The sequence below is a fragment of the Lutimonas vermicola genome (assembly GCF_038433205.1).
Classification (GTDB): domain Bacteria; phylum Bacteroidota; class Bacteroidia; order Flavobacteriales; family Flavobacteriaceae; genus Lutimonas; species Lutimonas vermicola.
This window is the reverse complement of the sequence record NZ_JBCDNA010000001.1, coordinates 1066121-1091052: the sequence shown is the minus strand read 5'-3', so window position 1 is coordinate 1091052 and position 24932 is coordinate 1066121. Positions and strand designations below refer to the sequence as shown.

Below are 24932 nucleotides of genomic sequence, written 5' to 3'. Positions count from 1 at the left end.
TGACTAAATGAATTTAAACATAGCCGTCCTAATAGACGGAGACAACATTCCTTCTGCTCATGTAAAGGAGATGATGGAGGAAATCGCCAAGTATGGAAACCCAACGATTAAAAGGATTTATGGAGATTGGACGAAACCTCATTTGTCTAAATGGAAGAATCTATTGCTTCAAAATGCCATTACACCAATTCAGCAATACGCCTACACAACAGGTAAAAATGCGACCGATTCGGCCATGATCATCGATGCGATGGACATTCTCTATTCTGAAAAGGTAAATGGTTTTTGTTTGGTATCGAGTGACAGTGATTTTACAAGGCTCGCTACCCGCTTGAGAGAGGCAGGGATGCAGGTCATAGGAATTGGTGAAAAAAAGACACCAACTCCTTTTATTGTAGCTTGTGACAAATTCATCTACGTCGAAATCATCAGGAAGGAATCGGAGAAAAAAGAAGGTACTGATCAAAAGGATAAACCTAAAGAAAGCATCGATAAAATAACCACAAAAGTAATTAAGTTAATTTCTACGACTATTTCTGATTTATCCGATGAAGAGGGTTGGGCATTTCTTGGGGACGTGGGCAGTTTGTTGCAAAAAAAGCAACCAAATTTTGATTCCAGGAATTATGGATTTGAAAAATTGACACCTTTGATTAAATCTACAGGTCAATTCGAAATAGAGCAAAGGGAAACCCCTAAAAGCAAGCATAAACTTATTTTTGTCAAGAATAAGGAAAGGCGGAGCCCAAAGGGCAGGAAATAATGAATTTATTTTTACATTAAAAATCAGAAATGACGTAATGAATGAATTAGTAACTTTTTCGATTTTGACCTTCACTTCATTTTTTACGCTGATAAACCCTTTGGGAACAATGCCCATTTTTATGACGATGACTGCTGATTTGGATCAGCAGCACAGAACGAATACGGCGCGAAAGGCTTCGATTGTTGCATTTTTCACCATTGTGTTTTTTGCTTTTTCAGGCCAGGTCTTGTTCAATTTTTTTGGGATTTCTGTCAATAGTTTTAGGATTGTGGGAGGTGTGATTTTTTTCCTGATGGGAATGGATATGCTGGAAGCACGACTGGGAAAAGTTAAGATAAAGGAATCTGAAGTCAAAACCTATATCAATGACATTTCTATAACACCTTTGGCCATACCCATGATTTGCGGTCCCGGGGCCATTACAAATTCTATAGTCATGATGGAAGACGCTGATTCTATCGAGAAAAAAGTAATTTTAATCACTACGGTTCTCCTGGTCATCCTGCTCACATATCTGATACTTTACAGTTCTTCCCGAATCATAAAATTTCTCGGGGTGACCGGAAATAATGTAATGATGAGGCTCATGGGGCTGATCGTTATGGTGATCGCGGTTGAATTCTTCTTTAGTGGTTTAAAGCCTATCATCATGGACATGATAAAATAGGATCCCATCAAGGTCAGGAGGATGCAGTTTTAACCAAAAATCAATATTTTTTAATAATACAAAGCACTGTTTAACAGACTGTAAGTCCGTGTAATGTTTGATTTTATTTCAGGTATTATGAGGGTTTTTTAGTAACTTGGTTGTGTCTTCTTCCAATGGTGCATATTCACGCTTTGAAGACATTAAGTGAATCATGTCACTGTAATTGGAACGAAAAAGCTTAAAAGTAAAACAATGAAACTCATAAGAATATGTAGTTGTGCTGTCGCGCTCCTGATTCTTTTATGGCCTTCCAAGGGATTCAGTCAGGATAAGGAGTCAAAAATACCGTTGAACATTACAATAACCCATGCAGCAAGGGAAATCATGTCTGCTGCAGGTACCTGTACACTGATCACCTTAGATCAGGAAGGTCGCCCGAGAGCGAGGGTCATGGATGCCTTTCTTCCTGAAGATGATTTTACAGTCTGGTTAGGAACAAATTCAAAAAGCAGAAAGGTAACTCAAATCAAAAATGATCCAAGGGTAACGTTGTTTTATCTGGATCAGGATGCCTCGGGTTATGTTATGATCCATGGCCAGGCACAAATTGTAGATGATCCAATCGAAAAACAGGAACGATGGAAAGAAGAATGGGAGGCCTTTTATCAGAATAAGGAGGAAGCTTATCTGTTAATCAAAGTCACTCCCGAATGGATGGAAGTTATTAGCAATACTCGGAATATTGTTGGTGATCCACTGAGCTGGGAGCCGCAAAAAGTATTATTTGATGGAACGCACAAGTAATCAATGGCTTATTTGTGTAATGGAAATAAAATTAACTTTAATTTACTAAAATGAAAAATACAAAAGCAATTATCTCTCTGTGTCCACTGATCTTGATTATATTATGTATGAGCCTTTCCTGTAGCGAAAAGAAAAAAATGGCACCCGAATCTCAAGATAATGGGATTGATATGGTACAGGCCAGAAAGGAAATCGAAAATAATGTGAAGCAATTCTCCGAAGATTTTAAAAATGCTGATTCGCTGGCTTTGGCCGGGCATTATGCAAGCGACGGAACCTTTGGTTCAATTAAAAAAGACGATCTCGCTTCTGCTTGGGGTTCTATGATAACAAATGCTGTTAAAAGAGGGACTCCTGAAGTAAGATTTACCACAAATTCACTTTTTAGTGATGGTGAATATCTGGTTGAAATAGGGCTTTATGAATTTTTGGATAAGGATAAACAGGTAAAAAGTGAGGGTAAATACCTGGTAGTTTGGAAACAGGAAGATGGAAGCTGGAAAATGTACAGGGATATTGGATTATAAAAATCGATTGTGCAACATATGAATTAGGTGTTTTGTGTAAGAATTGTCTATAGTAATAACTTTGTTAAACTAGTTGATGGATGAATCGGTTTAAGGAGGTCATAAAGAATAACCTGTCAGGAAAAAAAGTACTGGTTCTGTTTGTGATAACAACGCTTGTTTATGTTATCATGCTGTTATTTACAATTCCAAGGGTCATGGAATTTTCAAATGGTCTGAGGTTATTGGATATGATGCCTTTAGGCTACGATGCGACTTATATCAGAACCCTTTTTGACACCTTAGGAGAACAGGGGCGTCAACGCTACCTTTTTAATCAAATACCGGTTGATATGATCTATCCCGGTTTTTTTGCTATCACCTACTGTTTTCTAATTGCTTATTTTCTCAATAAAATCAACAAACTAAAGGGTTCCCTATTTTATCTTTGCTTTATACCAATCATTGCCGGAATTGCAGATTATCTCGAGAATTTCAGTATTGTTTACTTGTTGAGTGAGTATCCGAATTTGTCTAAGCAGGTTATGCTGGCTGCAAATCTGTTTTCAATTGTAAAAAGCACAACGACTTCTGTATTTTTCATCGTACTTATTGTACTTTCATTTCTGTTTGGTATTCAAAGGTTAAGAGGTATTGATTGGCAAGCAAAAGATGTATAAGTCTGTTTGTGACAGAACAGAAATAGCCTGCCCATCGAAGGGGCAGTCAAATTAAGGGCTGAGACTTAAATGGATAAAGGAGCCGGGGGTAAGAAATAATAAATTGATCACAAAGATTCGATTATGATTGACAATATATTTTTAGGACCATGAATATAATAATAACAGACACACCGGGAGAAAACGTATATTCCATTTATCATGATCTGATCATTGATGCAGATCTTGGAAAGGTCTTTCAATATATTACGAGACCTGAGCATCTTGTCAATTGGTGGCCCTATACTTGCGAAGGGATTCCAAAAGAGAATGAAACCTATAATTTTTTCTTTGGCCCAGGTTATGACTGGTATGGTAAAGTCATAAAACTTAAAGAACAGAAGTCATTTCATATTAAAATGGTTGAATCTGACCGTGATTGGGATCCAACCTCTTTCGGATTTGATTTGAAAGAGAATGACAGTAAGGTACATCTTCAATTTTGGCACAGAGGCTGGCCTGAGTGCAATGCTCATTTTAGGAGATCCTCATTCTGCTGGGCGATGCTCCTTAACGGATTAAAAAATTATATTGAAAAAGGCCTTATCATTCCCTTTGAAGAAAGGGCATAAAAACCACCGGTTACATGTGATGACCCTTTAGATTCTTTTTTATAAAATCAATAGTTTGTATCGAACCCTTAATATAAATATCAATGACAGTAGAAACGAAAGATGATTATCTAGACAATCATTATATACACAGAAGTAATTGGCTTAGGGCGGCAGTTCTGGGTGCAAATGACGGTATATTATCAACGGCTAGTCTTGCCATAGGTATAGCCGCCGCAAGCGATATCAGGGAGCCTATTGTTCTTGCAACTTTGGCGGGCCTTGTTGCAGGAGCGCTTTCAATGGCTGCCGGTGAATATGTTTCGGTCAGTTCGCAAACTGATATCGAACGGGCTGATCTTGAACGGGAACGAATAGAATTAGAGGAAATGCCCGAAGTTGAACTTCAGCGTTTGGCCGAAATTTATGAAAAGCGAGGATTAAAAAAAGAAACGGCCTTAACTGTGGCCGAAGAACTGACGGCTTACGACGCTCTTGGATCGCATATACGAGATGAGCTTGGCATCAATGAAATAAGCCAGGCAAATCCCATTCAGGCTGCTTTGGCATCGGGTTTGGCTTTTACGATTGGGGGCAGCCTTCCTTTTTTGGTAACGTTCTTCTTTCCATTGTCTCATATGGAGTATTACCTTTACGGTTTCGCCATTGTATTTCTGGTCATACTGGGAGCCTTGGCGGCAAAAACAGGTGGTTCAAATGTTGTAAAGGCTGTGATTAGAATTACGTTCTGGGGAACAGCTGCCATGGGTTTAACCGCCCTTGCGGGCTATTTGTTCGGGGTCAACCTCAGTTAAAAAAATGACTGCAGATTGAGGTCTAATCCTTAAATGACATCACGATTTGTAAAAACCCGGTATATGCTGCATATATTCTTGTGAAAAAAAACAGGTTAGTCAAATGAACTATTTGTTACATCCATGATATCTTAGAATGATATTTTAGTAACTTGCATAAGAAGGGGGGAGCCTTAAATGCATGGTTTGTACAAGCTATCTGATTGCTACAACAAATGTGCTGTTATAAAAAAGATAAAAATGAAAGACGTCAATTTTATTTTTATAGTATTGGCTCTGATCGCTGAAATTATAGGAACTGTCGGTGGTTTTGGCTCCTCAGTTTTTTTTGTTCCTTTAGGAAATTTTTATTTTGACTTCCATTCTGTATTAGGGCTTACTGCAATTTTTCACTTATCCAGTAATTTGAGTAAGATCTTTTTGTTTAAAAAAGGATTGGATAAAAATCTTCTTTTAAACATAGGAGCTCCTGCTGTATTTTTTGTGATTTTGGGTGGCCTGCTTTCTAAATATGTGAGCAGTTCACTTTTAGAAATTATTTTAGGTTTATTTCTCGTTGGATTCAGTTTGTTATTTTTAGTCAAAAGTGAAATAAGTATTTCTCCTAATAAGAATAATGCTATTGCAGGTGGTGCGTTATCGGGTTTTTCGGCAGGATTGTTAGGTACAGGAGGTGCCATAAGAGGTTTGACAATGGCCGCGTTCAATCTGAAAAAAAGCGTATTCATAGCAACTTCTGCTTTTATCGATTTTATGATTGATTTTTCAAGAACATTTGTCTATTACAACAATGGATACATCCATAAGCATGATTTGATTTATGTCCCTTTTTTATTGGTCATTGGCCTTCTGGGTTCTTTTGTTGGGAAAAAATTATTGATTTTTATACCACAGTCCAGATTCAGAAGGTTGTCCCTGATTTTTATTCTGATTATCGGAATAGTTACGCTGGTTCAATTGATGATGACATCATCATCAAATTAGCGCAAATAAAGCGGGTCTGTTTAAAAGATGAAATTAAAAGAGTAATGACATTAATGGTCAAATATTAATATGTAATTGAAAATAAATTACACTTATCTTTGAATAAAAAATAAAGAATGATTCAAAACATAGAGAATATTGAGCTCGATTTTTTAACACTTGATGATTACCACGAGTTAAAGGAGGCCATGATTGAGGCATATGACAGTATGCCAAATTCTTATTGGAAAGAAGCTCAGATAAAATCGTTGATAGAGAATTTCCAACAGGGGCAGGTTGTGATCAGGGTGAATGGAGAGTTGGCCGGCTGTGCATTGTCTATACTGGTTGATTATGACTCTTTTGACGAGCACCATACCTATAGAGAAATTACGGGTGATTATACATTCAGTACCCATAAACCTGACGGAGATGTGTTATACGGCATCGATGTTTTTATCAAATCCGAATACAGAGGTTTACGTTTGGGTCGCCGATTGTACGATTACAGAAAAGAACTTACCGAAAAATTGAATTTGAGGGGGATTGCCTTTGGAGGAAGGATCCCAAATTATCATAAATACGCTCAAAGCCTCTCCCCGAAGGAATATATTGAAAAAGTGAAGCGTAAAGAGATCCATGACCCTGTTTTAAATTTTCAAATTTCGAATGATTTTCATCCTTCAAAAATATTAAAGGGCTACCTTGAAGGAGACGAGTTGTCGAATGAATTCGCCGTATTGCTCGAATGGGATAATATTTATTATGAAAAGCAGTCAAAGAAGGCAGTCGCTAAGAAAAAAATCATTCGCCTGGGCCTTGTGCAATGGCAAATGCGCCTGTATAAAGATATGACCGAATTAATGCAGCAGGCTGAATACTTTATAGATGCGGTGTCTGCATACCGATCTGATTTTGCTTTATTTCCTGAGTTTTTTAATGCTCCGTTAATGGCAGATGACAATCATCTTCCTGAATCACAGGCAATTCGGGAATTGGCCAAATATACCCCAATGATCGTTCAAAAGTTTTCGGAACTTGCCATTAGCTACAATATTAATGTCATAACCGGAAGTATGCCCGAATTAAGGGATGGGCTTCTTTATAATGTGGGTTATTTATGCAGGAGGGATGGTACAACTGAACGATATGAAAAGTTGCACGTGACGCCTGATGAAGCAAAAGTATGGGGAATGCAGGGAGGCAATGTATTAAAAACATTTGATACAGATTGTGGAAAGATAGGAGTTTTGATTTGCTATGATTCTGAATTTCCTGAGCTTAGCAGAATCTTGGCTGATGAAGGAATGGATATCCTGTTTATTCCTTTTTTAACCGATACACAAAATGGATATTCAAGGGTAAGGCATTGTGCACAGGCCAGGGCCATTGAGAATGAATGTTATGTGGCCATTGCCGGGAGCGTGGGTAACCTTCCCAAGGTTCATAATATGGATATTCAGTTTGCCCAGTCCATGGTATTTACTCCATGTGACTTTTCCTTCCCGGCTAATGGAATCAAAGCTGAAGCGACAACAAATACAGAAATGATATTAATTGCAGATGTTGACATTGATTTACTGAGGGAATTAAATCAGTTTGGGAGTGTGCGGAATCTAAGAGACAGGAGGAAGGATATTTTTGAATTGAAGAAAATCAATTAGCCTTTCTTAAAATCATTGAGATAAAAGCTGCAGGAAATTATTATAAATTATGAAGTCAATTGAACTCATAAGACAGTGGATGCTGGAGCATCCAACATCAAGCTCCCTGATCAAATATCTGATATGGGTTATTTTTATAGTGATGATTATTCAGTTCCTGAGAAAAATTATCAGGAAGAATTTACCAGACAGTACCACGAGGTATAAATCTCAAAAAGGGATTGAGATTATTGGTTACCTTCTGCTGATTTTCCTTTCAATCTCTTACTTTACAGGGAATATTAAAGATTTTGCCCTTGCGATCGGGCTTTTAACTGCCGGAATTACAATTACACTCCAGGAACTTATCCTGAGCATCGCCGGTTCAATTTTTATTTTCTTTGTAAAAGTATACAAACCTGGTGACCGAATTGAAATCAATGGAATAAAAGGTGATGTGATTGATGTTGATACCATTTATACAACGATGATGGAAATAGGAGAGTGGGTCAGCAGCGATAATTATAGCGGTAGAATTGTCAAGCTTAGCAATGCTTTTGTATTCCGCGGCCCGGTTTACAATTACTCCAAGGATTTTCCATTTATTTGGGATGAATTTGATTTGCCAATCAGGTACGGTTCCGATCTGGAGCTTGCTAAAAAAATAGTGATACAGGTTGCTTCTGAAGAATTATCGAAATATGTTAAAGCATCAATTTCAAAATGGAAAGACGTTGTCGACAAATATTATATTGAAGATGCTGAGGTGAATCCAACCCTTGCCATAACAATGAACGATAACTGGATTCAATTTAACCTGAGGTATATTGTAGATTATAAGAAAAGGAGGTATACCAAACATGTATTGAATGAATTAATTGGAGCTGAAATTGAAAAGACGAATGGAAAAGTCGTATTGGCATCAACAACTGTGGAAATTGTTAAAATACCGAATCTAAATATTCTGAAAGCGGATGAGACTCATAAAGCTTGAAAACATTTCGGATAAGTTTTTCGAGCAGGCCTGGAAATTATACAAAGATGCATTCCCCCTGAAAATGAGGAGGTCAAAAGAGGTTCAAGCACTGGTCATAAAGAACCCATTATACAATTTTGATGTTTTCGTCAATGAACATGGCTTTATTGGATTTATGTTCTGGTGGAACTTTGACGACTACAGCTATATAGAACATTTTGCGGTTTCAGCCGTTCATAGAAACCAGGGGTTAGGAAAAATGATCCTTGAACAGTTTATATGCAGTCGTGACAAACCCATTATTTTGGAAGTTGAATTACCTAATTCTGCGCTCGACAAACGAAGAATTAAATTTTATGAAACCATCGGGTTTAAACTCAATGGCCACAAGTATGAATTGCCCTCTTTGAATGACGGTAAATCTGTTGTGCCGTTATTGCTTATGACTTATCCAGACCCGTTTTCTAAAAAAGAAGTGGAAATGTTTGTTGCAAAATATCATCCAATGATCCTTGGAGCGCATTGAATGTCAGGTTTTGATACACAAAAATCAGTCCAAGCCTTAAAAAAATAAATTCCTATCTTTAGCTTTAACTAAACCAATGTATGCTTGTTGCCTCTATTTTTTTATACATTGCCCTAACGCTGGCTATAGGGTTTTGGGCCTCTAAAAGAGTAAAAACCACAAGTGATTTCACATTGGCAGGCAAGAGCCTTCCGATGGTATTGGTCGGGGTTACTATTTTTGCGACCTGGTTCGGTCCTGAGCTGATCATGGGTGTTCCGGGGCGTTTTGTAGAGCAAGGTATCATGGGTATTATTACCGATCAGTTTGGCAGTTTTATCTGTCTTATCCTGGTTGGATTTTTTTTTGCAAGACAATTGTACCGAATGGACATCGTCACCTTAGGTGATTTTTTCAAAATACGTTTCGGCAAATCCATAGAACTCATTACCTCCTTAATTTATGTTTACACCTATTTTTTTTGGATTGCTGCCCAGTTTGTCGCTCTTGCCTATCTTTTTCATTCTTTGATAGGTATCTCTGTCCAAAATGGTATATTCCTTGGAGCTTTTATTGTGGTTATTTATACCTATATCGGTGGTATGTGGGCTGTGACCTTTACTGATTTGTTGCAAAGTGTATTTATAGTGGCAGGCCTTTCGATTGTTTTGATCAATATACTTGATCAAACGGGAGGGATCGTACCCATCTTTAAGAATAGACCTGAGGATTTCTATCAGTTTTTCCCTGATCGCGGCTTATACAATTGGACAGATTATATTGCCATGTGGATGGCATTTGGAATAGGTGCTATACCTGCTCAGGAGATTTATCAAAGAGTATTTTCAGCAAAATCAGCAAAGGAAGGACAGTATGGTGTGTTCTTAAGCGCCCTGCTCATATTTGTTGTCGGAGCCCTGCCTTTGGTCATCGGCTTGGGCGCAGCCAGGCTCCATCCTGAGTTAATGGGAGATGATCACGGACAAAATTTGATTCCGGGCATGGTGGCACAATACAATAGCCTGCCGGTTCAAATGCTTTTTTTTGGTGCGCTTATCTCCGCGATACTCAGTACTTCCAGTGGGGCCATGTTATCTCCGGCTACCATCATTGGAGAAAATTTATTAAAACCTTATATGCCAAATATGACCGATAAACGATTGCTTTTATTGACAAGGATCAGTGTGATTTTGATTGCTCTTATTTCCTGTGTTTTCGCGATGCGCGACACCAATATACATGGTCTTGTTGTTTCCTCGGCCGTTCTTATCATGATCTGTTTATTGGCGCCGCTAACGCTTGGCCTTTATTGGAAAAAATCCTCTGTTTTTGGTGCCTGGATGGCAATTCTTGCCGGATTTGTTATCTGGTTGTTATCAGACGCCTTTGATACCAGGGTGCACCCGACTATTTATGGAACTTTGGCCAGTTTTACAGGAATGATTCTCGGAAGTGTATTTCGACCCGATAGTAGCGATGTAAAGAAGATCGATTTGAAAGAGAAAATAATGCAGTAGAATCGGGAGCATATTGAGCCCAATACGAATATGGATGAATTTATCAATAAGCGATACGCTTTTATATATAACCCTGAAGCTTTATAAATCAAACTATACGAAGGATGATACAAATTGATACTTATATAAACAGCTTTTCTCGTTACATCGAACAGGGAAAAAGGGAGCCATGGGAACTGATACTTCTTTTAAAGGGGCTTTTAAACGATAAGATAGATTCTCTCGGAGAAGAATATTTGATCAAAGACCACATTGCCATCCATAAAACAGCACACATTGAGCAAAATGTAGTAATAAAGTCCCCGGCTATTATAGGGAAAGACAGTTTTATAGGCGCAAATTCTTATCTGAGAAATGGGGTCTTTTTAGCTAATAATGTCAACATTGGAACAGGTTGTGAAATTAAATCTTCTATTATTTTTGATCATACTGCTATAGCACATTTCAATTTCATTGGAGACAGCATCATTGGATCGCATGTTAATTTTGAAGCAGGTTCGGTAACGGCAAATCATTATAATGAAAGAAAAAATAAGGATATATTTGTTAAACATGAAGGTGTCTTGAAAAACACGAAAGTTCACAAATTCGGCTCGTTGATTGGTGATCACGTAAAAATCGGCGCAAATGCGGTATTATCCCCGGGAACGCTGCTGGCTAAAAAGTCAGTTATAAAACGACTTGAACTCGTTGAGCAGATTAGGGAATCGTAAAGGTGATTTTGCGCTGCCCGATGATTCGAAAGTTAAAGACTGACTCAATGATTAGAAATAAATCAAATATAATTCACAGCTAAAATCAAATTATGCATATTAAAAGAAACTACACTACTTTTCAAATGGCCTGGTGGACAAGGTTCGAAACGCTTTTGTTTATAATGATCATCATCACTTGGGTAGCTTTGTATTATTTTCTGGACCTGACCTGGTTGAAAATCCCCTGGACACCTCTGGCACTGATTGGTACAGCTGTTGCCTTTGTGATTGGATTCCAGAATAATGCTGCATACGGCAGGATATGGGAGGCAAGAAAAATTTGGGGAGGAATTGTAAATACATCAAGAACCTTTGGTGCCTTTGTTCAGGATATGGTGAACAATGATTATGCACAAGCACCAATGACAGATTCAGCACTTCAAAAAGAAATTAGTGCATTAACGCACAGACATATCGCATGGATGACTGCCCTTAGGTATGCCATGCGCGAACCCAGACGCTGGGAGACTACTGTACATCATAAAACAAACCAGGAGTGGGGCATGAGGCCCCCTGAAAAAGATGCAATATTGGAAGACGAATTAAAACCTCTTATCTCTGAAAGTGATTATGCTTATGTGATGGGTAAAAGCAACAAGTCGACTGCGATATTATACCTGCAATCTCACCATTTAAAACAATTAAAGGAAAAGGGGGTTCTCTGGGAGTTTTCCTTTTTAGAATTGGAAGGTATTGTTAAAGAACTATTTACCTTACAGGGGCAAAGTGAAAGGATTAAAAACTTTCCCTATCCAAGACATTTTGCAACGCTGAATCACTTTTTTATGTGGATTTTTGTATTGTTATTGCCGTTATCGCTCGTTCCACAGTTTGCAGAGATAGGACTTGGAATAATCGATAACAGCCCGCTTATTGGAAAAATATTTATGTGGTTTTCAATTCCCTTTTACGTCATTGTGGCCTGGATTTTTCACACCATGGAAAGAATAGGCCGAACCGGAGAAAACCCTTTTGAAGGCACGGCCAATGATGTCCCGATATCGACGATTGCCAGAGGAATTGAAATAGACCTTAGACAAAATTTAGGAGAGCCTGAGGATCGGATCCCCCAGCAATTTGCCGTAATAAAAGATACTCAATTCTAAAAAAAAAAGATCTTTTTTTGACACCGTCAAACCGAACCCGGGTTCAAGAATCTTTTAGTATCTTTAAGGAAAACTTGTACTAAAATGAATGACATAAAATATCCAAGATCATTTTCGCATATAGGAATTACAGTTCCTGACATAAATAAAGCAGTTGAATTCTATCAGCAAGTCATGGGATGGTATGTGATCATGCCGCCTTCAATAGTTACAAAAGAAAGGGATACAGCCATTGGCCAAATGTGCATAGATGTATTTGGTGAAAATTGGAATACATTTGAAATCGCTCATATGTCAACGTCAGATGGTATTGGCATTGAGTTGTTTTCCTTCCCGGGCATGAACAACAAAAAGCCCGAATTTTCTCCTTTTAGCACCGGCCTGTTTCATTTCTGTGTCCAGGACCCGAATATTGAATCCCTGGTCGAAAAGATCGTGGAACACGGTGGTAAACAACGAATGCCCATACGAGAATACTATCCTGACGAAAAACCATATAAAATGGTTTATGTGGAAGATCCATTCGGAGTCATATTCGAAATCTATACACATAGTTATGAATTAACGTATTCTTCAGGCGCCTATCAGGCTAAATAGATAGGTTTGACCATGAACAAAATAATCCTGAAGGAAAACCTTTAAGGATAATTAAAGTTTTATACATACTTCAAAACCAGTTTCATGAAAAAAATGATAAGCCTGATCGTATTGGTCCTCAGTTCGGTCATGTACGCCCAGGAACATAGAGCCAGGGATTTAGGTATTCCTTTTACAGGCACAACCGGAAAATACAATGCTATTACAGATGTAGATGGGGTGGAGGTAGGTTACAGTACCATCATTTCGGGGAGTGGGAAAAACATTGTAGGAAGAGGTCCTGTTAGAACAGGAGTCACCGCTATTTTCCCGAGAGGTAAGGCTAAGAAATTCTCACCTGTATATGCGAACTGGTATAGTTTAAACGGCAATGGAGAAATGACCGGGACAACCTGGGTTACTGAATCAGGTTTTTTAGAAACCCCTGTGATGATCACCAATACAAACAGTGTGGGGGTAGTCAGGGATGCTGTTTTAAAGTGGTATGTCGATACAGATTGGTATAAAGGAGAAGACTGGTGGTATACCTATCCTGTGGTAGCCGAAACCTATGATGGTTTTTTAAATGATATTTATGGTTTTCACGTAAAGGAAGAACATGTTTTAGAAGCAATCAAAAATGCTTCGGGAGGAAAGATTTCAGAAGGAAATATAGGTGGTGGAACCGGAATGATGTGCTTGGGTTTTAAAGGTGGCACCGGTACGGCTTCAAGAGTGATTTCCATAAAAGATTCAGTCTATACCGTAGGTGCCATTGTACAATCCAATTTTGGTGCGAAGAGAAACTTATCTATTGCCGGTGTTCCGGTAGGTATTGAACTAAAAGATACTTTAAATTACGAATACAAGGCAGCACCTCAATCAAGGCGACAGGAAGGAGATGGTTCGATCATTGTTATTGTCGCAACAGACGCACCTCTGTTACCTCATCAATTAAAAAGGGTAGCGCAAAGAATTCCTTTAGGGATAGCTATAGTCGGAGGACGTGGCAGCAATGGATCAGGAGATATCTTTTTAGCATTCTCAACAGCAAACGAAAATGCTTTTAATCGAGAGAAAACCACTAGAGTACAAAGTTTGTCAAATGACCGATTGATGCCTGTTTTTGAAGCCACCGTTCAGGCTGTTGAAGAAGCGATTATTAATGCCATGGTGGCTGCCGAAACAATGGAGGGCATCAACGGAAACAAAGCTTACGCCTTGCCTCATGATTTGCTAAAAGAAGTATTGAAAAAGTACAACAGATTGCAAGAATAAAAGAGTTGTATTACATATGGAGATAAGTTATAGCAATGAAATAGCCACAAAAAAAACCGAGGATCATACAGAAGTACAATGCCCGGGTATGTCATATATCGTTTTTAAATGAACATAAGAAAGATCAATTCAATATTCTTGTTGAAAAATTTCCTCAATTGACATTTTAAATAAATTGGAAATTTTAAAGGCCAAATATGGCATTTACAAGTACACCAATAAAAGTGAGTGTTTTGTTACCTTCCCAAATAGATTTTGGCCCGAATGTGGCAATAGCCATTGAAATTGGCTATAAGGCAGTATAAATAGCCAGGTTTTTTGTATTCTTTTTGATTTGTGTGTGATAATCTTGTTGTTTCATGTGTATATAGTGTTTGATACAATGTAAAGTAAACTTGATGCAAATATTAGTAAGCTTATTTAAATGTTAAGTTTTATTTACATTTTTTAAAATTTATTTTAAAAGAGGGATTAAATAAATAATGTATTTTTAAGAAATATTTGTTTGGAACCTCAGTAGGCTCATGACAATAAATTAAGAACCAAATCTGATTTAACCTGTATGAAGAAAAATTATTTGATAAAATCGATCCTGTTTTGCACGGTGTTTGTGATAAGCTTAAAGTCTACCGACCTTATAAGTCAAACATCTGTTAATCAAAATGATAAATATGAAAATCTGGAAAAATTATTTAAAGAATGGAGGGCATTCGAAAAGCCACCATTACTAGATGGTGCTCCTGATTATACCGCTGCGACCTTTAAAAAAAGACGACCTGCATTTCTGAAATTGAAGGCATCTCTTGATGCCATCGATACCTTAAACTGGCCCGTTGAACATAAAGTGGACTGGATGATTGTTTGGGCCGAAATGAATGGCTACGACTTTAATGAGCGAATTTTAAAACCCTGGGCCAGGGATCCGGCTTTTTATAAATCAACCTTTACTTACAGGAGTGACGTACCGGCTCATGAAGGGCCAACACATCATATGACCACTGAACTCTGGACCTATACCTTTCCTTTGAATAAGAGTGAAAGAAATCGTTTGTTAGCAGACCTTAAGGTAATTCCGCCATTGAATCAGCAGGCCAAAATGAATTTAACAGGAAACGCCAGGGATCTTTGGGTTACAGGTATCCGTGACATTCAACAACAAAGTTTAGATTTAAAGGAGCTGCTTGATCAAACAGGTGTAGCAGCGGATCAGGAATTAAAAACTGTTTTAGATACAGCTATTCAGACTACGGATGAATTCGTCTCCTGGTTGCAAGCTCAATCTATACAAAAAACCGGTCCTTCCGGAATTGGGAAGGAGAACTATAGCTGGTACCTGCAACACGTGCATCTTGTCCCTTTAACCTGGGAGGATGAAGTGATGTTGCTTAAGAATGAACTGGCCAGGGCCTGGACCTCCCTCAAACTGGAGGAGCACAGGAACAGGGATTTAGCCCCTCTGACAGCGGTCGATTCTCCTGAAGCCTTTGATAAGATGTCGGAGGAGTCTGTTCAAAGCCTTATGAATTTTTTGGAATTAAAGGAAATAGTAACAGTAAAGGATTATTTTGAACCTGCTATGCGAGAACAAATGGGGCAATATCAACCCGAAGAAAAGCGAAACTTTTTCACCATAGGGATGCATTACGATGCAAGGCCCCTGTATTCCCATTGGTATCACTGGTTTGAACTTGCAAGGATGATAGAAGAACCGAACAAGAGTATGATACGAAGAGGACCTCTTTTATACAATATATTCGATTCCAGAAATGAAGGGACCGCAACGGCTGTGGAAGAGATCTTTATGCAAGCCGGATTATATGATGACACGCCCAGGGTAAGAGAGATTGTTTATATCATGATAGCACAACGTGCGGCAAGGGGGCTGGGATCACTATATGCACACGCCAATGAGATGACTATGAAAGAGGCCGGCGCCGTTCATTCTGAATACACGCCAAGAGGGTGGATGAAAACAGAAAAGGAATTACTGATTTTTGAACAGCATTTATATTTGAGACAGCCAGGGTATGGAACGAGTTATATAACGGGTAAATATTTATTGGAAAACGCAATGGCTGATTTTGCGCGTATCAAAGAACTCAACTCCGAAGAATTTAAGCTCAAAGATTTTTTTGATCAACTGAATTCAATTGGCAATATTCCTGTTTCCCTTGGACAATGGCAAATGACAGGAGACAATAAACATCTGGAAGAAATATTGAAATAAGCTTTTCGATGACTTATTGTAATTATTTGATTTTCAACAGTTAGATGAACAGGAAAAACCTCCACCTGCTTATTTCAATAGCGGTAATTATACCATCTGCCCTGATGTATGGCTTGTTCCCTGAAAAGGTATTACCCCTGCTTTTGGATGTTTCCATTGACTCCAATGACCTAAAAAATGTCTTTAGGGTGGTCATGTGTTTGTATCTTGGTATTGCCGGAATTTGGATTTTAGGGGTATTGAGATCAGCATATTGGAAGTTCGCTACCCTTTTGGCTATTGTCTTTATGGGCAGTTTGTCTCTGGGCAGAGCCATAAGCTTTGTCATTGATGGTCAGCCTTCACTAATTTTTGTGCTTGGGTTCTTTGGAGAATTTGTTTTGGCTGCATTTAGTTTGTGGCAATTCAAGCGCTACCAACATTGAGTTTTAAGCCACATCCATCAAACCATATCAAAGAAGTTTTCTCGGGCCTTAAAGAATTGTTATATTTAGCAAAAATCCTTTAAATCAAACCCAATGAAAATTCAAGTATTCAGATTTTTAATTCTTTTCATTTCTTTTTTAACAATTCAGGGGGCAGCGGCCCAAAACGTTTATAAAGATAAGTTTGCCCATACATTTTCGATCGTTGCACGGGATAAAGTGACGGGAGAAATGGCTGTTGCCGTTCAAAGCCATTGGTTTTCAGTGGGTAGTATTGTGTCTTGGGGAAAATCTGGAGTTGGTGTCGTTGCCACCCAGTCATTTGTGAATCCGGCTTATGGGCCAAATGGATTAAAAATGATCGAGGGTGGTAAAAACGCAGTCGAAACGCTCGAATATCTGGTATCCATTGATGAAGGGAAAGATGTTCGCCAGGTCGCTATGCTTGATGCCAGCGGGAAGGTTGCTGCGTTTACAGGAGAAAAATGTATTGTTTCCGCCAGCCATATTGTCGGTGATAATTATTCGGTACAGGCCAATATGATGCTCAATGACAAGGTTGTACCGGCCATGGCAAAGGCCTTTGACGAAAATACTGATTTGCCTTTGGCAGAGAGGGTGGTAAAAGTGCTTTTAGCCGCTCAGGAAGCAGGGGGTGACATTAGAGGAAAGCAATCTGCCGCGTTGATTGTTGTGAATGCAGAACCTGTTGAGAATCCATGGATGGACAAAAAAATAGATTTACGCGTCGATGACCACCCGGAACCCCTGCTCGAATTGGAAAGATTGCTTAAAGTTCACAGGGCTTATGATCATTTAAACAAAGGCGATGTTGCCATGGAAAAAAACGACATGGCGCTGGCCCTTAAAGAATATGCTGCTGCTGAGCAAATGTTTCCCGATAACCTGGAAATGAAATATTGGAAGGCGGTAACCTTGGCAAATAACAAGAAATTACAGGAGGCACTTCCAATCTTTAAAGAGGTTTTTACTGCAGATCAGAACTGGAAAGAACTCACCAAAAGACTTCCAAAATCCGGACTGCTCAATGTATCAGAGCTTGAGTTTAAACAAATACTTGATTTATAAGAATATATTCCAAATGAAGTGATCATGAAGACATCCAATACAATAAAGCTTACGTCAAATTGCAGAAAAAATCAGTTCCTGCCTCTTTGGGTCGGCATTCAGTTTTGTGTAATGATGCTTGCATGGTCCGTAATGGTCTCACAGGATCAAAACAATAAGTCTGGAGATTTGCTTCCGAAGGCTATCAAAAAAGAAGGCACCTTTTTGATCGTTCTCGGAACAGTCCAGGATGCAGGCTCTCCCCATATTGCCTGTAAAAAGATATGCTGTGCCGAGTTATATAACACGAATGATTTTAGGAGAAAAGTAGTATCACTAGGTCTTTTGGATACCAGAAACAAAAAAAAGTACCTTCTTGAGGCTACCCCTGATATAACGTATCAAATGAAAGCACTCAAGCGATTTGAGCATAATGATTCGAAGGAGACCCCGGATGGTATATTCCTTACACATGCCCATATAGGACACTACACAGGCTTGATGTACCTGGGTAAGGAAGCCATGAATGCAGACAAAGTCAAGGTATATGCCATGCCAAAAATGAAACATTTTTTGGAACAAAACGGACCCTGGAGTCAATTGATTTCCAATCACAATATTTTGATTCATGAAATAACAAACCAAAAGGAGGTTTTACTGACAACTTCTTTAAAGGTAATACCTGTTAGGGTTCCGCATCGGGATGAATATTCAGAAACAGTGGGTTATGTGATTCAAGGGCCCAAAAAGAGTGCCTTGTTTATCCCGGACATTGATAAATGGGAAAAATGGAACCTTGACATCACAGAAGAAATAAAAAAAGTGGATTACGCTTTTCTCGATGCGACCTTTTTCGATGGAAAGGAGATTAATAATCGGGATATTTCACAGATTCCTCATCCCTTTATTGTGGAAAGCATGAAAAAGTTTGAAGGGATGCATATAGAAGAAAGGAATAAAATCATTTTTATACATTTTAACCATACAAATCCGGTTTTGAATCCTGAAAGTGCTGAATCAAAGACTGTGGAGAAGAACGGGTTTCGAATCGCCAGAAGAAATGATATCTTTCAATTATAAACCACTTCTGACTAATGCACACTAAGTTGATCGCTGGGTCAAAAGGGGCTACATGAATTTTAAAAACCCATAAGTATGGACTTGCCCGTATTTCTTTGAATAGCATGAATATTTTGATTTACTTTAGTAATAAGCAAATCATATTCAGTATATTAGTATTGATGTAAGGTAATGTTTAGTAAGTCAAAATTCTGATCGCCACAATACACTAAATATTTTAATTCAGCAATACGGTCATGAAAGAAACAAGTACAAATAATTTTGTCTCTGGACTCGGAAGTCGATTAAATAGCAATCCCTGGTACAAACTATCTGAAATCATTCTGGTGTTTATGTCGGCATTTGTAGTTATTAAACTCCTTATCCCCTTGACAGGTGATGACCCAATACTCAAGCAGGCTGTTATCTGGCTGGCTAATATCATCATGCTCATTTTAGTGTTTGCCGGCCTGAAACTTCGAGGAGAATCCTTGAAACATTTTGGCCTGACTTTTGGCAAGTTCACCTTTCGGGATTTAATCAGGACTTTGCTGCTTTCATTGCTGGTTTTTGTAATAGCCGTCATCGGGTTTTTGATGGGATCTTTTATTATGGCCAATATCACAGGAATCCCCGAAACAAGTGATTTGAGTTCCTATGGTTTTTTAAAAGGCAATCTTGGAATGCTGTTGCTTACTTTGGCAGGGGTGTATATTGTTTCATCTTTTGGTGAAGAAGTGATCTACAGGGCCTTCCTGATTAACAGGATTTCTGAATTTAACCTGAGCCCCAGAATGGGTGTGGTTCTGGCCTTGGTAATCAGTTCTCTTATTTTTGGATTGGCACATTATGAATGGGGCTTAATGGGAATGGCACAGACTACCTTAATGGGGCTGGCACTTGGAATATGTTATGTAAAGCTCAAAAAGAAACTCTGGGCACTTGTACTGGCTCATGCTTATATGGATACAATCTTGATGGTACAGATGTATTTGGCGAGTAATTAAAACCTTATAAAAACGTGTAGAATGTCATTTACTCCAAGTTCTGAAGTTCAGGAATTTTTGAAAAAACTAAGCACGATTAGTCACGAACACTATGAACTTGTTTCAGAGCTCCGAAGAAGAACCGTCAGGATCAATTCAAATGTTTCTGAACGTATGATGTATGGTGGGATCATGTTTTCTGTTCAAGGAGATGTTGGAGGGGTTTTTACTTACAAAAATCACGTCACTTTTGAATTTGGAAATGGATACCTTTTTAAGGACCCGGATCATACATTAGAGGGAAAAGGAAAATACCGCCGCCATCTTAAGTTTGAATCTTTTGAAGACCTGCTAAAATCGAATATAGATTTTTATATAAAACAAATGTTTACAGCTGGCAGTTAAAATATAAATAAATGATTTTTAAACATTTGTGTCGACTCTCTGAGGTTTTTTGACGCATTTGGATGAATTCTTTAAATCATGAAATTCAAAAAACCTAATATATCTGATATACCCGTGCTTAACGCTATCAGTTTGGCCTCAAAAAGGCATTGGGGATATCCTGAGGAATGGATTGATCACTGGATGGAGGATTTGACCTTGACAGAAAAAGACCTGTGTGTTCAGGAAGTACTGGTTTTACAGGTTGAATTGCGGATTATAGGATTCTGCGCCACTTTGGATCAAGGGGATTATTATGAAGTGATACACTTATGGGTACTGCCCGAATTTATTGGGAAGGGATATGGAAAGCTGCTTTTAGAAAGGGCACTTGACAATCTGGATCTACCTGATAAACCGATAAAGGTCACTGCAGATCCGCATGCCGAATTTTTTTACAAAAGACAAGGTTTTAAAACCTTCTCAAAAGTTGAAAGCTATCCAAAAGGGAGGTTTTTACCATTGATGATTAGAGAGGTTTAGAACGATGAATTAGGATCTTATGCACAGACATTAAACGGGAAGGTATTCGATCTTTATCTTTTCAACCTGGAAGTAATGAAATAGCAATATTAATTATTTAAAATTCACACAATAAAATTGATATAAATTGTATCATTGTGTTGAAAAAAAAATAAAGTTTAAATGAAGGAAAACAAAATAGTTGTTGGGAGCGTTGAATGGTGCAGTTTGCCGCTTTTACAGATACCGGCAATAAAAGCCAGAGTTGATTCGGGCGCCAAAACTTCGGCACTGCATGCTGTAAATATCATACCGTTTAACAAAGAAGGGATGCCCTACGTCAGATTTGAAGTCTTACCATTGCAAAATGACGGAAAAACAACAATTTATTGTGAATCACCTGTATTCGATAAGCGAAAAGTGAAAAGTTCGAGTGGAATAGTAGAGGTTCGATATGTGATAAAATCGGTTTTATCCATCGCTGAGGCGACCTGGGAAATTGAGCTTACCTTGACCAACCGGGATTCCATGGGATACAGGATGCTATTGGGCAGGCAGGCAATGGCTGGAAGAATGCTTGTGGATCCAGAAGCATCTTTCCTTTTAGGGGAACTTTCGTCAGAGGTATTACGTGATTATTACCAGATTCATATCAGAAAACCTTCAGGCTTAAAAATAGGTTTACTCGCCAGTAACCCGAATTTGTACAGCAATAGAAGAATCATAGAAGCCGGGGAGGAAAGAGGACACAATATGGAGTTTTTGAATATCAAAGACTGTTATATCAAACTGGACGGAAAGTTCCCTGAGATGCATTATCGCGGCGGGAGAATTTTAAATGACTTTGACGCCATAATCCCAAGAATCAGGCCCAGCGCCACTTTTTATGGATGTGCCTTAACAAGGCACTTCGAAGCCATTGGGGTATATACACAGAACAGTGCTGCCTCAATAACCCAATCAAGAGATAAATTATACTCACTTCAGTTGCTCATTAACAGTGGCTTACCTATTCCAACAACAGGTTTTGCGAACTCTCCGCTGGATACGGATGATCTGATAAAAATGGTTGGTGGAGCGCCTTTAATTGTAAAGCTTCTGGAAGGAACCCAAGGGAAAGGCGTGGTATTGGCTGAGACAAAAAAAGCAGCGGAAAGCCTTATCAATGCATTTAAGAGCTTAAGAGCAAACATTCTGGTACAGGAATTTGTCAAAGAGGCGGATGGGAAAGACATACGATGCTTTGTGATAAACGGCAAGGTGGTTGAAAGTATCATGAGAACGGCAGCACCTGGAGAATTTCGGGCAAATATCCATATGGGAGGAACGGCTTCGATCGTTAAGATTACACCTGAAGAAAGGCGTATTGCAGTAGTTGCTGCTAAAACCATGAATTTAAAGGTGGCTGGTGTTGACATTATCAGAGGTCAAAAAGGACCTTTGCTGCTTGAAGTAAATTCATCGCCGGGATTGGAAGGCATTGAAGGTGTGTCTAAGAAAAATATTGCCAGGTTAATGATTGAGGCGATAGAGAAGGATATCAAATACAAGGGGATTGTAAATTAGAAATTTAACATATAATCATGATAAAGAGGGTTTTGATTATTGGTTTCATAGTTCTTAGCACGATAATTTCATCAGCTCAGTCAAGGGTAGTCAGCGAATTGAATTCGAACTGGAAGTTCCAGAGAGGTTCCATCGAAAATGCGCATGCAGTTGATTTTGATGACAAACATTGGGAAACTGTCAGTGTTCCTCATGACTGGGCCATATATGGTCCCTTTGATAAAGAAGTTGATAAACAGCTCGTAAAGATTGAGCAGAACGCAGAAGAGGTTGCTACTGAAAAAACAGGAAGAACAGGGGCATTGCCGCATATTGGCCAAGCCTGGTATAGAACTGAATTTTCACTACCGGAATTTGAAAAAGGTAAAAAGGTTATGATCCTTTTTGAGGGTGCCATGAGCGAACCCAAAGTTTATGTCAATGGCGAAATGGCAGGAGAATGGAATTATGGTTATAGTTATTTTTATTTTGACATCACAAAATACGTAAGCAAAAGGAACAATAAACTGGCCGTTCAATTGACGAACCGTGAACTTTCTTCGCGCTGGTATCCGGGTGCGGGACTGTACAGAAAAGTAAGCATCATCGTTAAAAACCAGGAAAGCATAGATCAATGGGGCACTTTTATCACAACACCTTATATTTCAGGGGATCTTGCCAAAGTAAACATAAAAACAAGGGTGAGCGGTGAAAAGTTAAAACTCGTTACGCATATCCTTAACAAGGATAACGACACTATAGCCAGCAGTAGGTCAAATGTCATTTTTGGAAATGAGTTTGAGCAGAATGTAGCTGTTCCCGATCCAAAATTATGGAGCCCGGAAAGCCCCTATCTCTACACAGCAGTTTCAAGATTGTATAAGGAAGGTGAGCTCAAAGACGAAATAAGGCAACGATTTGGTATCAGGTCGATTCAATATGATGCTAAAAAGGGCTTTAGTCTTAATGGAAAGGTAAGAAAGTTCAAAGGTGTTTGTTTACATCATGACCTCGGGCCATTGGGCACAGCTGTGAATACTGCAGCATTGAGAAGACAACTCACCATATTGAAAGATATGGGTGTCGATGCGATAAGGAGTTCTCACAATATGCCATCTCTGGAGCAATTGGAATTATGTGACGAAATGGGCTTTATGTTTTTAGCCGAAAGTTTTGATGAATGGGCCAAACCAAAGGTGAAAAACGGCTATAACAGATTTTTCGAAACGGATGCTGAAAATGATGTTGTTAATTTGATTCATGCCACAAGAAACCACCCCTGTATCGTGATGTGGAGCTCTGGCAATGAAGTGCCCGATCAATGGGGTGCCGAAGGAGTCAAAAGAGCGAAATGGCTACAGGATATTTTCCACAGGGAAGACCCTACAAGGCCGGTAACCGTTGGAATGGATCAGGTACAGGCTACCATGGAATCTGGTTTTGGAGCTTTATTGGATATACCGGGCCTCAATTATAGAGTGCATTTGTACGAGGAAGCTTATGAAAGATTTCCACAGGGGTTTCTTCTGGGGTCAGAAACAGCCTCAACAGTGAGTTCAAGAGGCGTTTATAAATTTCCGGTCGAAAAGGCTAAAATGAAGCAGTATGATGATTTACAATCCTCTTCGTATGACCTGGAGTACTGTGATTGGTCTAATTTACCCGATGATGATTTTGTTTTGCAAGATGATAAACCCTGGGTAATCGGAGAATTTGTCTGGACAGGTTTTGATTATTTGGGAGAGCCGACCCCCTATGATGAAATGTGGCCTTCCCGAAGCTCTTATTTTGGTATTTGTGATCTGGCGGGTTTACCTAAAGACAGGTATTATTTGTATCGCAGCCGTTGGAATACCAGGGAAGAGACTTTACATATATTGCCGCACTGGAACTGGGAAGGAAGAGAAGGAGAAATTACTCCGGTTTTTGTGTACACAAATTATCCGAGTGCCGAACTTTTTGTAAATGGCAAAAGCATGGGGATTCAAAAGAAAAACAATTCCAGTCCTCAAAACCGTTATCGTTTGATGTGGATGGACGTAAAGTACGAACCGGGAACCATTAAAGTGGTTGCCTTTGATGAAACAGGCACTATAAAAAGTTCGGAAGAGATACATACTGCAGGAAAGCCGTATCAAATAAAACTGGAGTCTGATCGTACTTCTTTAAAAGCTGATGGTAAGGATTTGGCTTTTGTTACAGTTTCTGTGGTAGATAAAAATGGCAATTTTTGCCCTACTGCAACCAACCAGTTACAATTCAAAGTGAAAGGAAATGGAACATATAGGGCTGCCTGTAACGGAGATGCCACTTCACTTGAAATGTTCCATGTACCTACCATGAAGTTGTTCAGCGGGAAATTAGTCGTATTAGTGCAATCAACAGAGAAACAAGGAGGTATTGACCTTGTCGTTACCGGAAATCAATTAAAAAAATCAAGCCTGTCTTTGCAATCCATAGATTGATCATTTTTTTGGAATAAATTTTTTATCCGTATTTCTAAAATTCACTGCTGAATCATATCGACATGACTGTTTTTTATAAATGCTGAAAAAAATCCATGTATATTTGAAGGTCTTAGAATAAG

The 24932-nt window shown here is 38.7% G+C and carries 25 protein-coding genes; all 25 read left to right on the top strand.

Annotation, left to right across the window (positions count from 1 at the left end; translation table 11 throughout):
* The first annotated feature begins 7 nt into the window (after positions 1 to 7).
* The 25 genes from AABB81_RS04930 to AABB81_RS04810 all read left to right on the top strand — a co-directional run bounded on the left by AABB81_RS04930 (position 8) and on the right by AABB81_RS04810 (position 24810).
* Positions 8 to 763 (top strand): NYN domain-containing protein, encoded by a 756-nt coding sequence (locus tag AABB81_RS04930; RefSeq protein ID WP_342159026.1) that lies wholly within the window; start codon positions 8 to 10, stop codon positions 761 to 763.
* Positions 720 to 1433: a MarC family protein gene (locus AABB81_RS04925; protein ID WP_342159025.1), complete on the top strand. Its 714-nt coding sequence runs from the start codon at positions 720 to 722 to the stop codon at positions 1431 to 1433. Before AABB81_RS04930 ends, AABB81_RS04925 begins: the two co-directional genes overlap by 44 nt.
* 234 nt (positions 1434 to 1667) lie before the next feature.
* Entirely contained in the window at positions 1668 to 2219 is a 552-nt protein-coding gene (locus tag AABB81_RS04920; RefSeq protein WP_342159024.1) for a pyridoxamine 5'-phosphate oxidase family protein, read from the top strand.
* A gap of 50 nt (positions 2220 to 2269) precedes the next feature.
* Positions 2270 to 2746, top strand: a complete 477-nt coding sequence (locus AABB81_RS04915; protein ID WP_342159023.1) for a YybH family protein — start codon at positions 2270 to 2272, stop codon at positions 2744 to 2746.
* An 80-nt stretch (positions 2747 to 2826) separates the two neighbouring features.
* The gene (locus tag AABB81_RS04910) at positions 2827 to 3405 is read left to right on the top strand and encodes a hypothetical protein (RefSeq protein WP_342159022.1); all 579 of its coding nucleotides are present in this window, start codon (positions 2827 to 2829) and stop codon (positions 3403 to 3405) included.
* A 149-nt stretch (positions 3406 to 3554) separates the two neighbouring features.
* Complete coding sequence (locus tag AABB81_RS04905; RefSeq protein ID WP_342159021.1) at positions 3555 to 4016, top strand: SRPBCC family protein; 462 nt, start codon at positions 3555 to 3557, stop codon at positions 4014 to 4016.
* Positions 4017 to 4099: 83 nt separating this feature from the next.
* Positions 4100 to 4810: a VIT1/CCC1 transporter family protein gene (locus AABB81_RS04900; RefSeq protein ID WP_342159020.1), complete on the top strand. Its 711-nt coding sequence runs from the start codon at positions 4100 to 4102 to the stop codon at positions 4808 to 4810.
* 240 nt (positions 4811 to 5050) lie between these two features.
* Positions 5051 to 5794, top strand: coding sequence for a sulfite exporter TauE/SafE family protein (locus AABB81_RS04895; protein ID WP_342159018.1), 744 nt, complete (start codon positions 5051 to 5053; stop codon positions 5792 to 5794).
* Between the two features lie 116 nt (positions 5795 to 5910).
* Positions 5911 to 7437 (top strand): carbon-nitrogen hydrolase family protein, encoded by a 1527-nt coding sequence (locus tag AABB81_RS04890; RefSeq protein ID WP_342159016.1) that lies wholly within the window; start codon positions 5911 to 5913, stop codon positions 7435 to 7437.
* A gap of 49 nt (positions 7438 to 7486) precedes the next feature.
* Positions 7487 to 8410 (top strand): mechanosensitive ion channel family protein, encoded by a 924-nt coding sequence (locus AABB81_RS04885; protein WP_342159015.1) that lies wholly within the window; start codon positions 7487 to 7489, stop codon positions 8408 to 8410.
* Positions 8391 to 8918 carry a GNAT family N-acetyltransferase gene (locus tag AABB81_RS04880; RefSeq protein ID WP_342159014.1) on the top strand — a complete coding sequence of 176 codons (528 nt, stop codon included), beginning with the start codon at positions 8391 to 8393 and terminating at the stop codon, positions 8916 to 8918. Before AABB81_RS04885 ends, AABB81_RS04880 begins: the two co-directional genes overlap by 20 nt.
* An 80-nt stretch (positions 8919 to 8998) precedes the next feature.
* Positions 8999 to 10414, top strand: a complete 1416-nt coding sequence (locus AABB81_RS04875; protein WP_342159013.1) for a high affinity choline transporter 1 — start codon at positions 8999 to 9001, stop codon at positions 10412 to 10414.
* Positions 10415 to 10518: 104 nt separating this feature from the next.
* Positions 10519 to 11127, top strand: coding sequence for a DapH/DapD/GlmU-related protein (locus tag AABB81_RS04870; protein ID WP_342159012.1), 609 nt, complete (start codon positions 10519 to 10521; stop codon positions 11125 to 11127).
* A gap of 92 nt (positions 11128 to 11219) precedes the next feature.
* The gene (locus AABB81_RS04865) at positions 11220 to 12275 is read left to right on the top strand and encodes a bestrophin family protein (RefSeq protein ID WP_342159010.1); all 1056 of its coding nucleotides are present in this window, start codon (positions 11220 to 11222) and stop codon (positions 12273 to 12275) included.
* Positions 12276 to 12359: 84 nt separating this feature from the next.
* The gene (locus AABB81_RS04860; protein ID WP_342159009.1) at positions 12360 to 12872 is read left to right on the top strand and encodes a lactoylglutathione lyase family protein; all 513 of its coding nucleotides are present in this window, start codon (positions 12360 to 12362) and stop codon (positions 12870 to 12872) included.
* Between the two features lie 84 nt (positions 12873 to 12956).
* Positions 12957 to 14129: a DmpA family aminopeptidase gene (locus tag AABB81_RS04855; protein ID WP_342159008.1), complete on the top strand. Its 1173-nt coding sequence runs from the start codon at positions 12957 to 12959 to the stop codon at positions 14127 to 14129.
* 562 nt (positions 14130 to 14691) lie between these two features.
* On the top strand, positions 14692 to 16356 hold the full coding sequence (locus AABB81_RS04850) for a hypothetical protein (RefSeq protein ID WP_342159007.1): 1665 nt from the start codon (positions 14692 to 14694) through the stop codon (positions 16354 to 16356).
* Between the two features lie 44 nt (positions 16357 to 16400).
* Positions 16401 to 16781 (top strand): DUF4345 domain-containing protein, encoded by a 381-nt coding sequence (locus AABB81_RS04845; RefSeq protein ID WP_342159005.1) that lies wholly within the window; start codon positions 16401 to 16403, stop codon positions 16779 to 16781.
* 93 nt (positions 16782 to 16874) lie between these two features.
* Positions 16875 to 17870, top strand: a complete 996-nt coding sequence (locus tag AABB81_RS04840) for a DUF1028 domain-containing protein (RefSeq protein ID WP_342159003.1) — start codon at positions 16875 to 16877, stop codon at positions 17868 to 17870.
* Positions 17871 to 17894: 24 nt separating this feature from the next.
* Entirely contained in the window at positions 17895 to 18929 is a 1035-nt protein-coding gene (locus AABB81_RS04835) for an MBL fold metallo-hydrolase (RefSeq protein ID WP_342159001.1), read from the top strand.
* A 236-nt stretch (positions 18930 to 19165) separates the two neighbouring features.
* Positions 19166 to 19915 carry a CPBP family intramembrane glutamic endopeptidase gene (locus AABB81_RS04830; RefSeq protein WP_342159000.1) on the top strand — a complete coding sequence of 250 codons (750 nt, stop codon included), beginning with the start codon at positions 19166 to 19168 and terminating at the stop codon, positions 19913 to 19915.
* A gap of 21 nt (positions 19916 to 19936) precedes the next feature.
* A complete protein-coding gene (locus AABB81_RS04825) occupies positions 19937 to 20299 on the top strand; it encodes a DUF1801 domain-containing protein (RefSeq protein ID WP_342158999.1) in 363 nt (120 codons plus the stop codon).
* A 78-nt stretch (positions 20300 to 20377) separates the two neighbouring features.
* Positions 20378 to 20821, top strand: a complete 444-nt coding sequence (locus tag AABB81_RS04820) for a GNAT family N-acetyltransferase (protein ID WP_342158998.1) — start codon at positions 20378 to 20380, stop codon at positions 20819 to 20821.
* Positions 20822 to 20983: 162 nt separating this feature from the next.
* Positions 20984 to 22366: a 30S ribosomal protein S6--L-glutamate ligase gene (rimK, locus tag AABB81_RS04815; protein WP_342158997.1), complete on the top strand. Its 1383-nt coding sequence runs from the start codon at positions 20984 to 20986 to the stop codon at positions 22364 to 22366.
* 17 nt (positions 22367 to 22383) lie between these two features.
* Positions 22384 to 24810, top strand: a complete 2427-nt coding sequence (locus AABB81_RS04810) for a glycoside hydrolase family 2 TIM barrel-domain containing protein (RefSeq protein ID WP_342158995.1) — start codon at positions 22384 to 22386, stop codon at positions 24808 to 24810.
* Positions 24811 to 24932 lie beyond the last annotated feature (122 nt).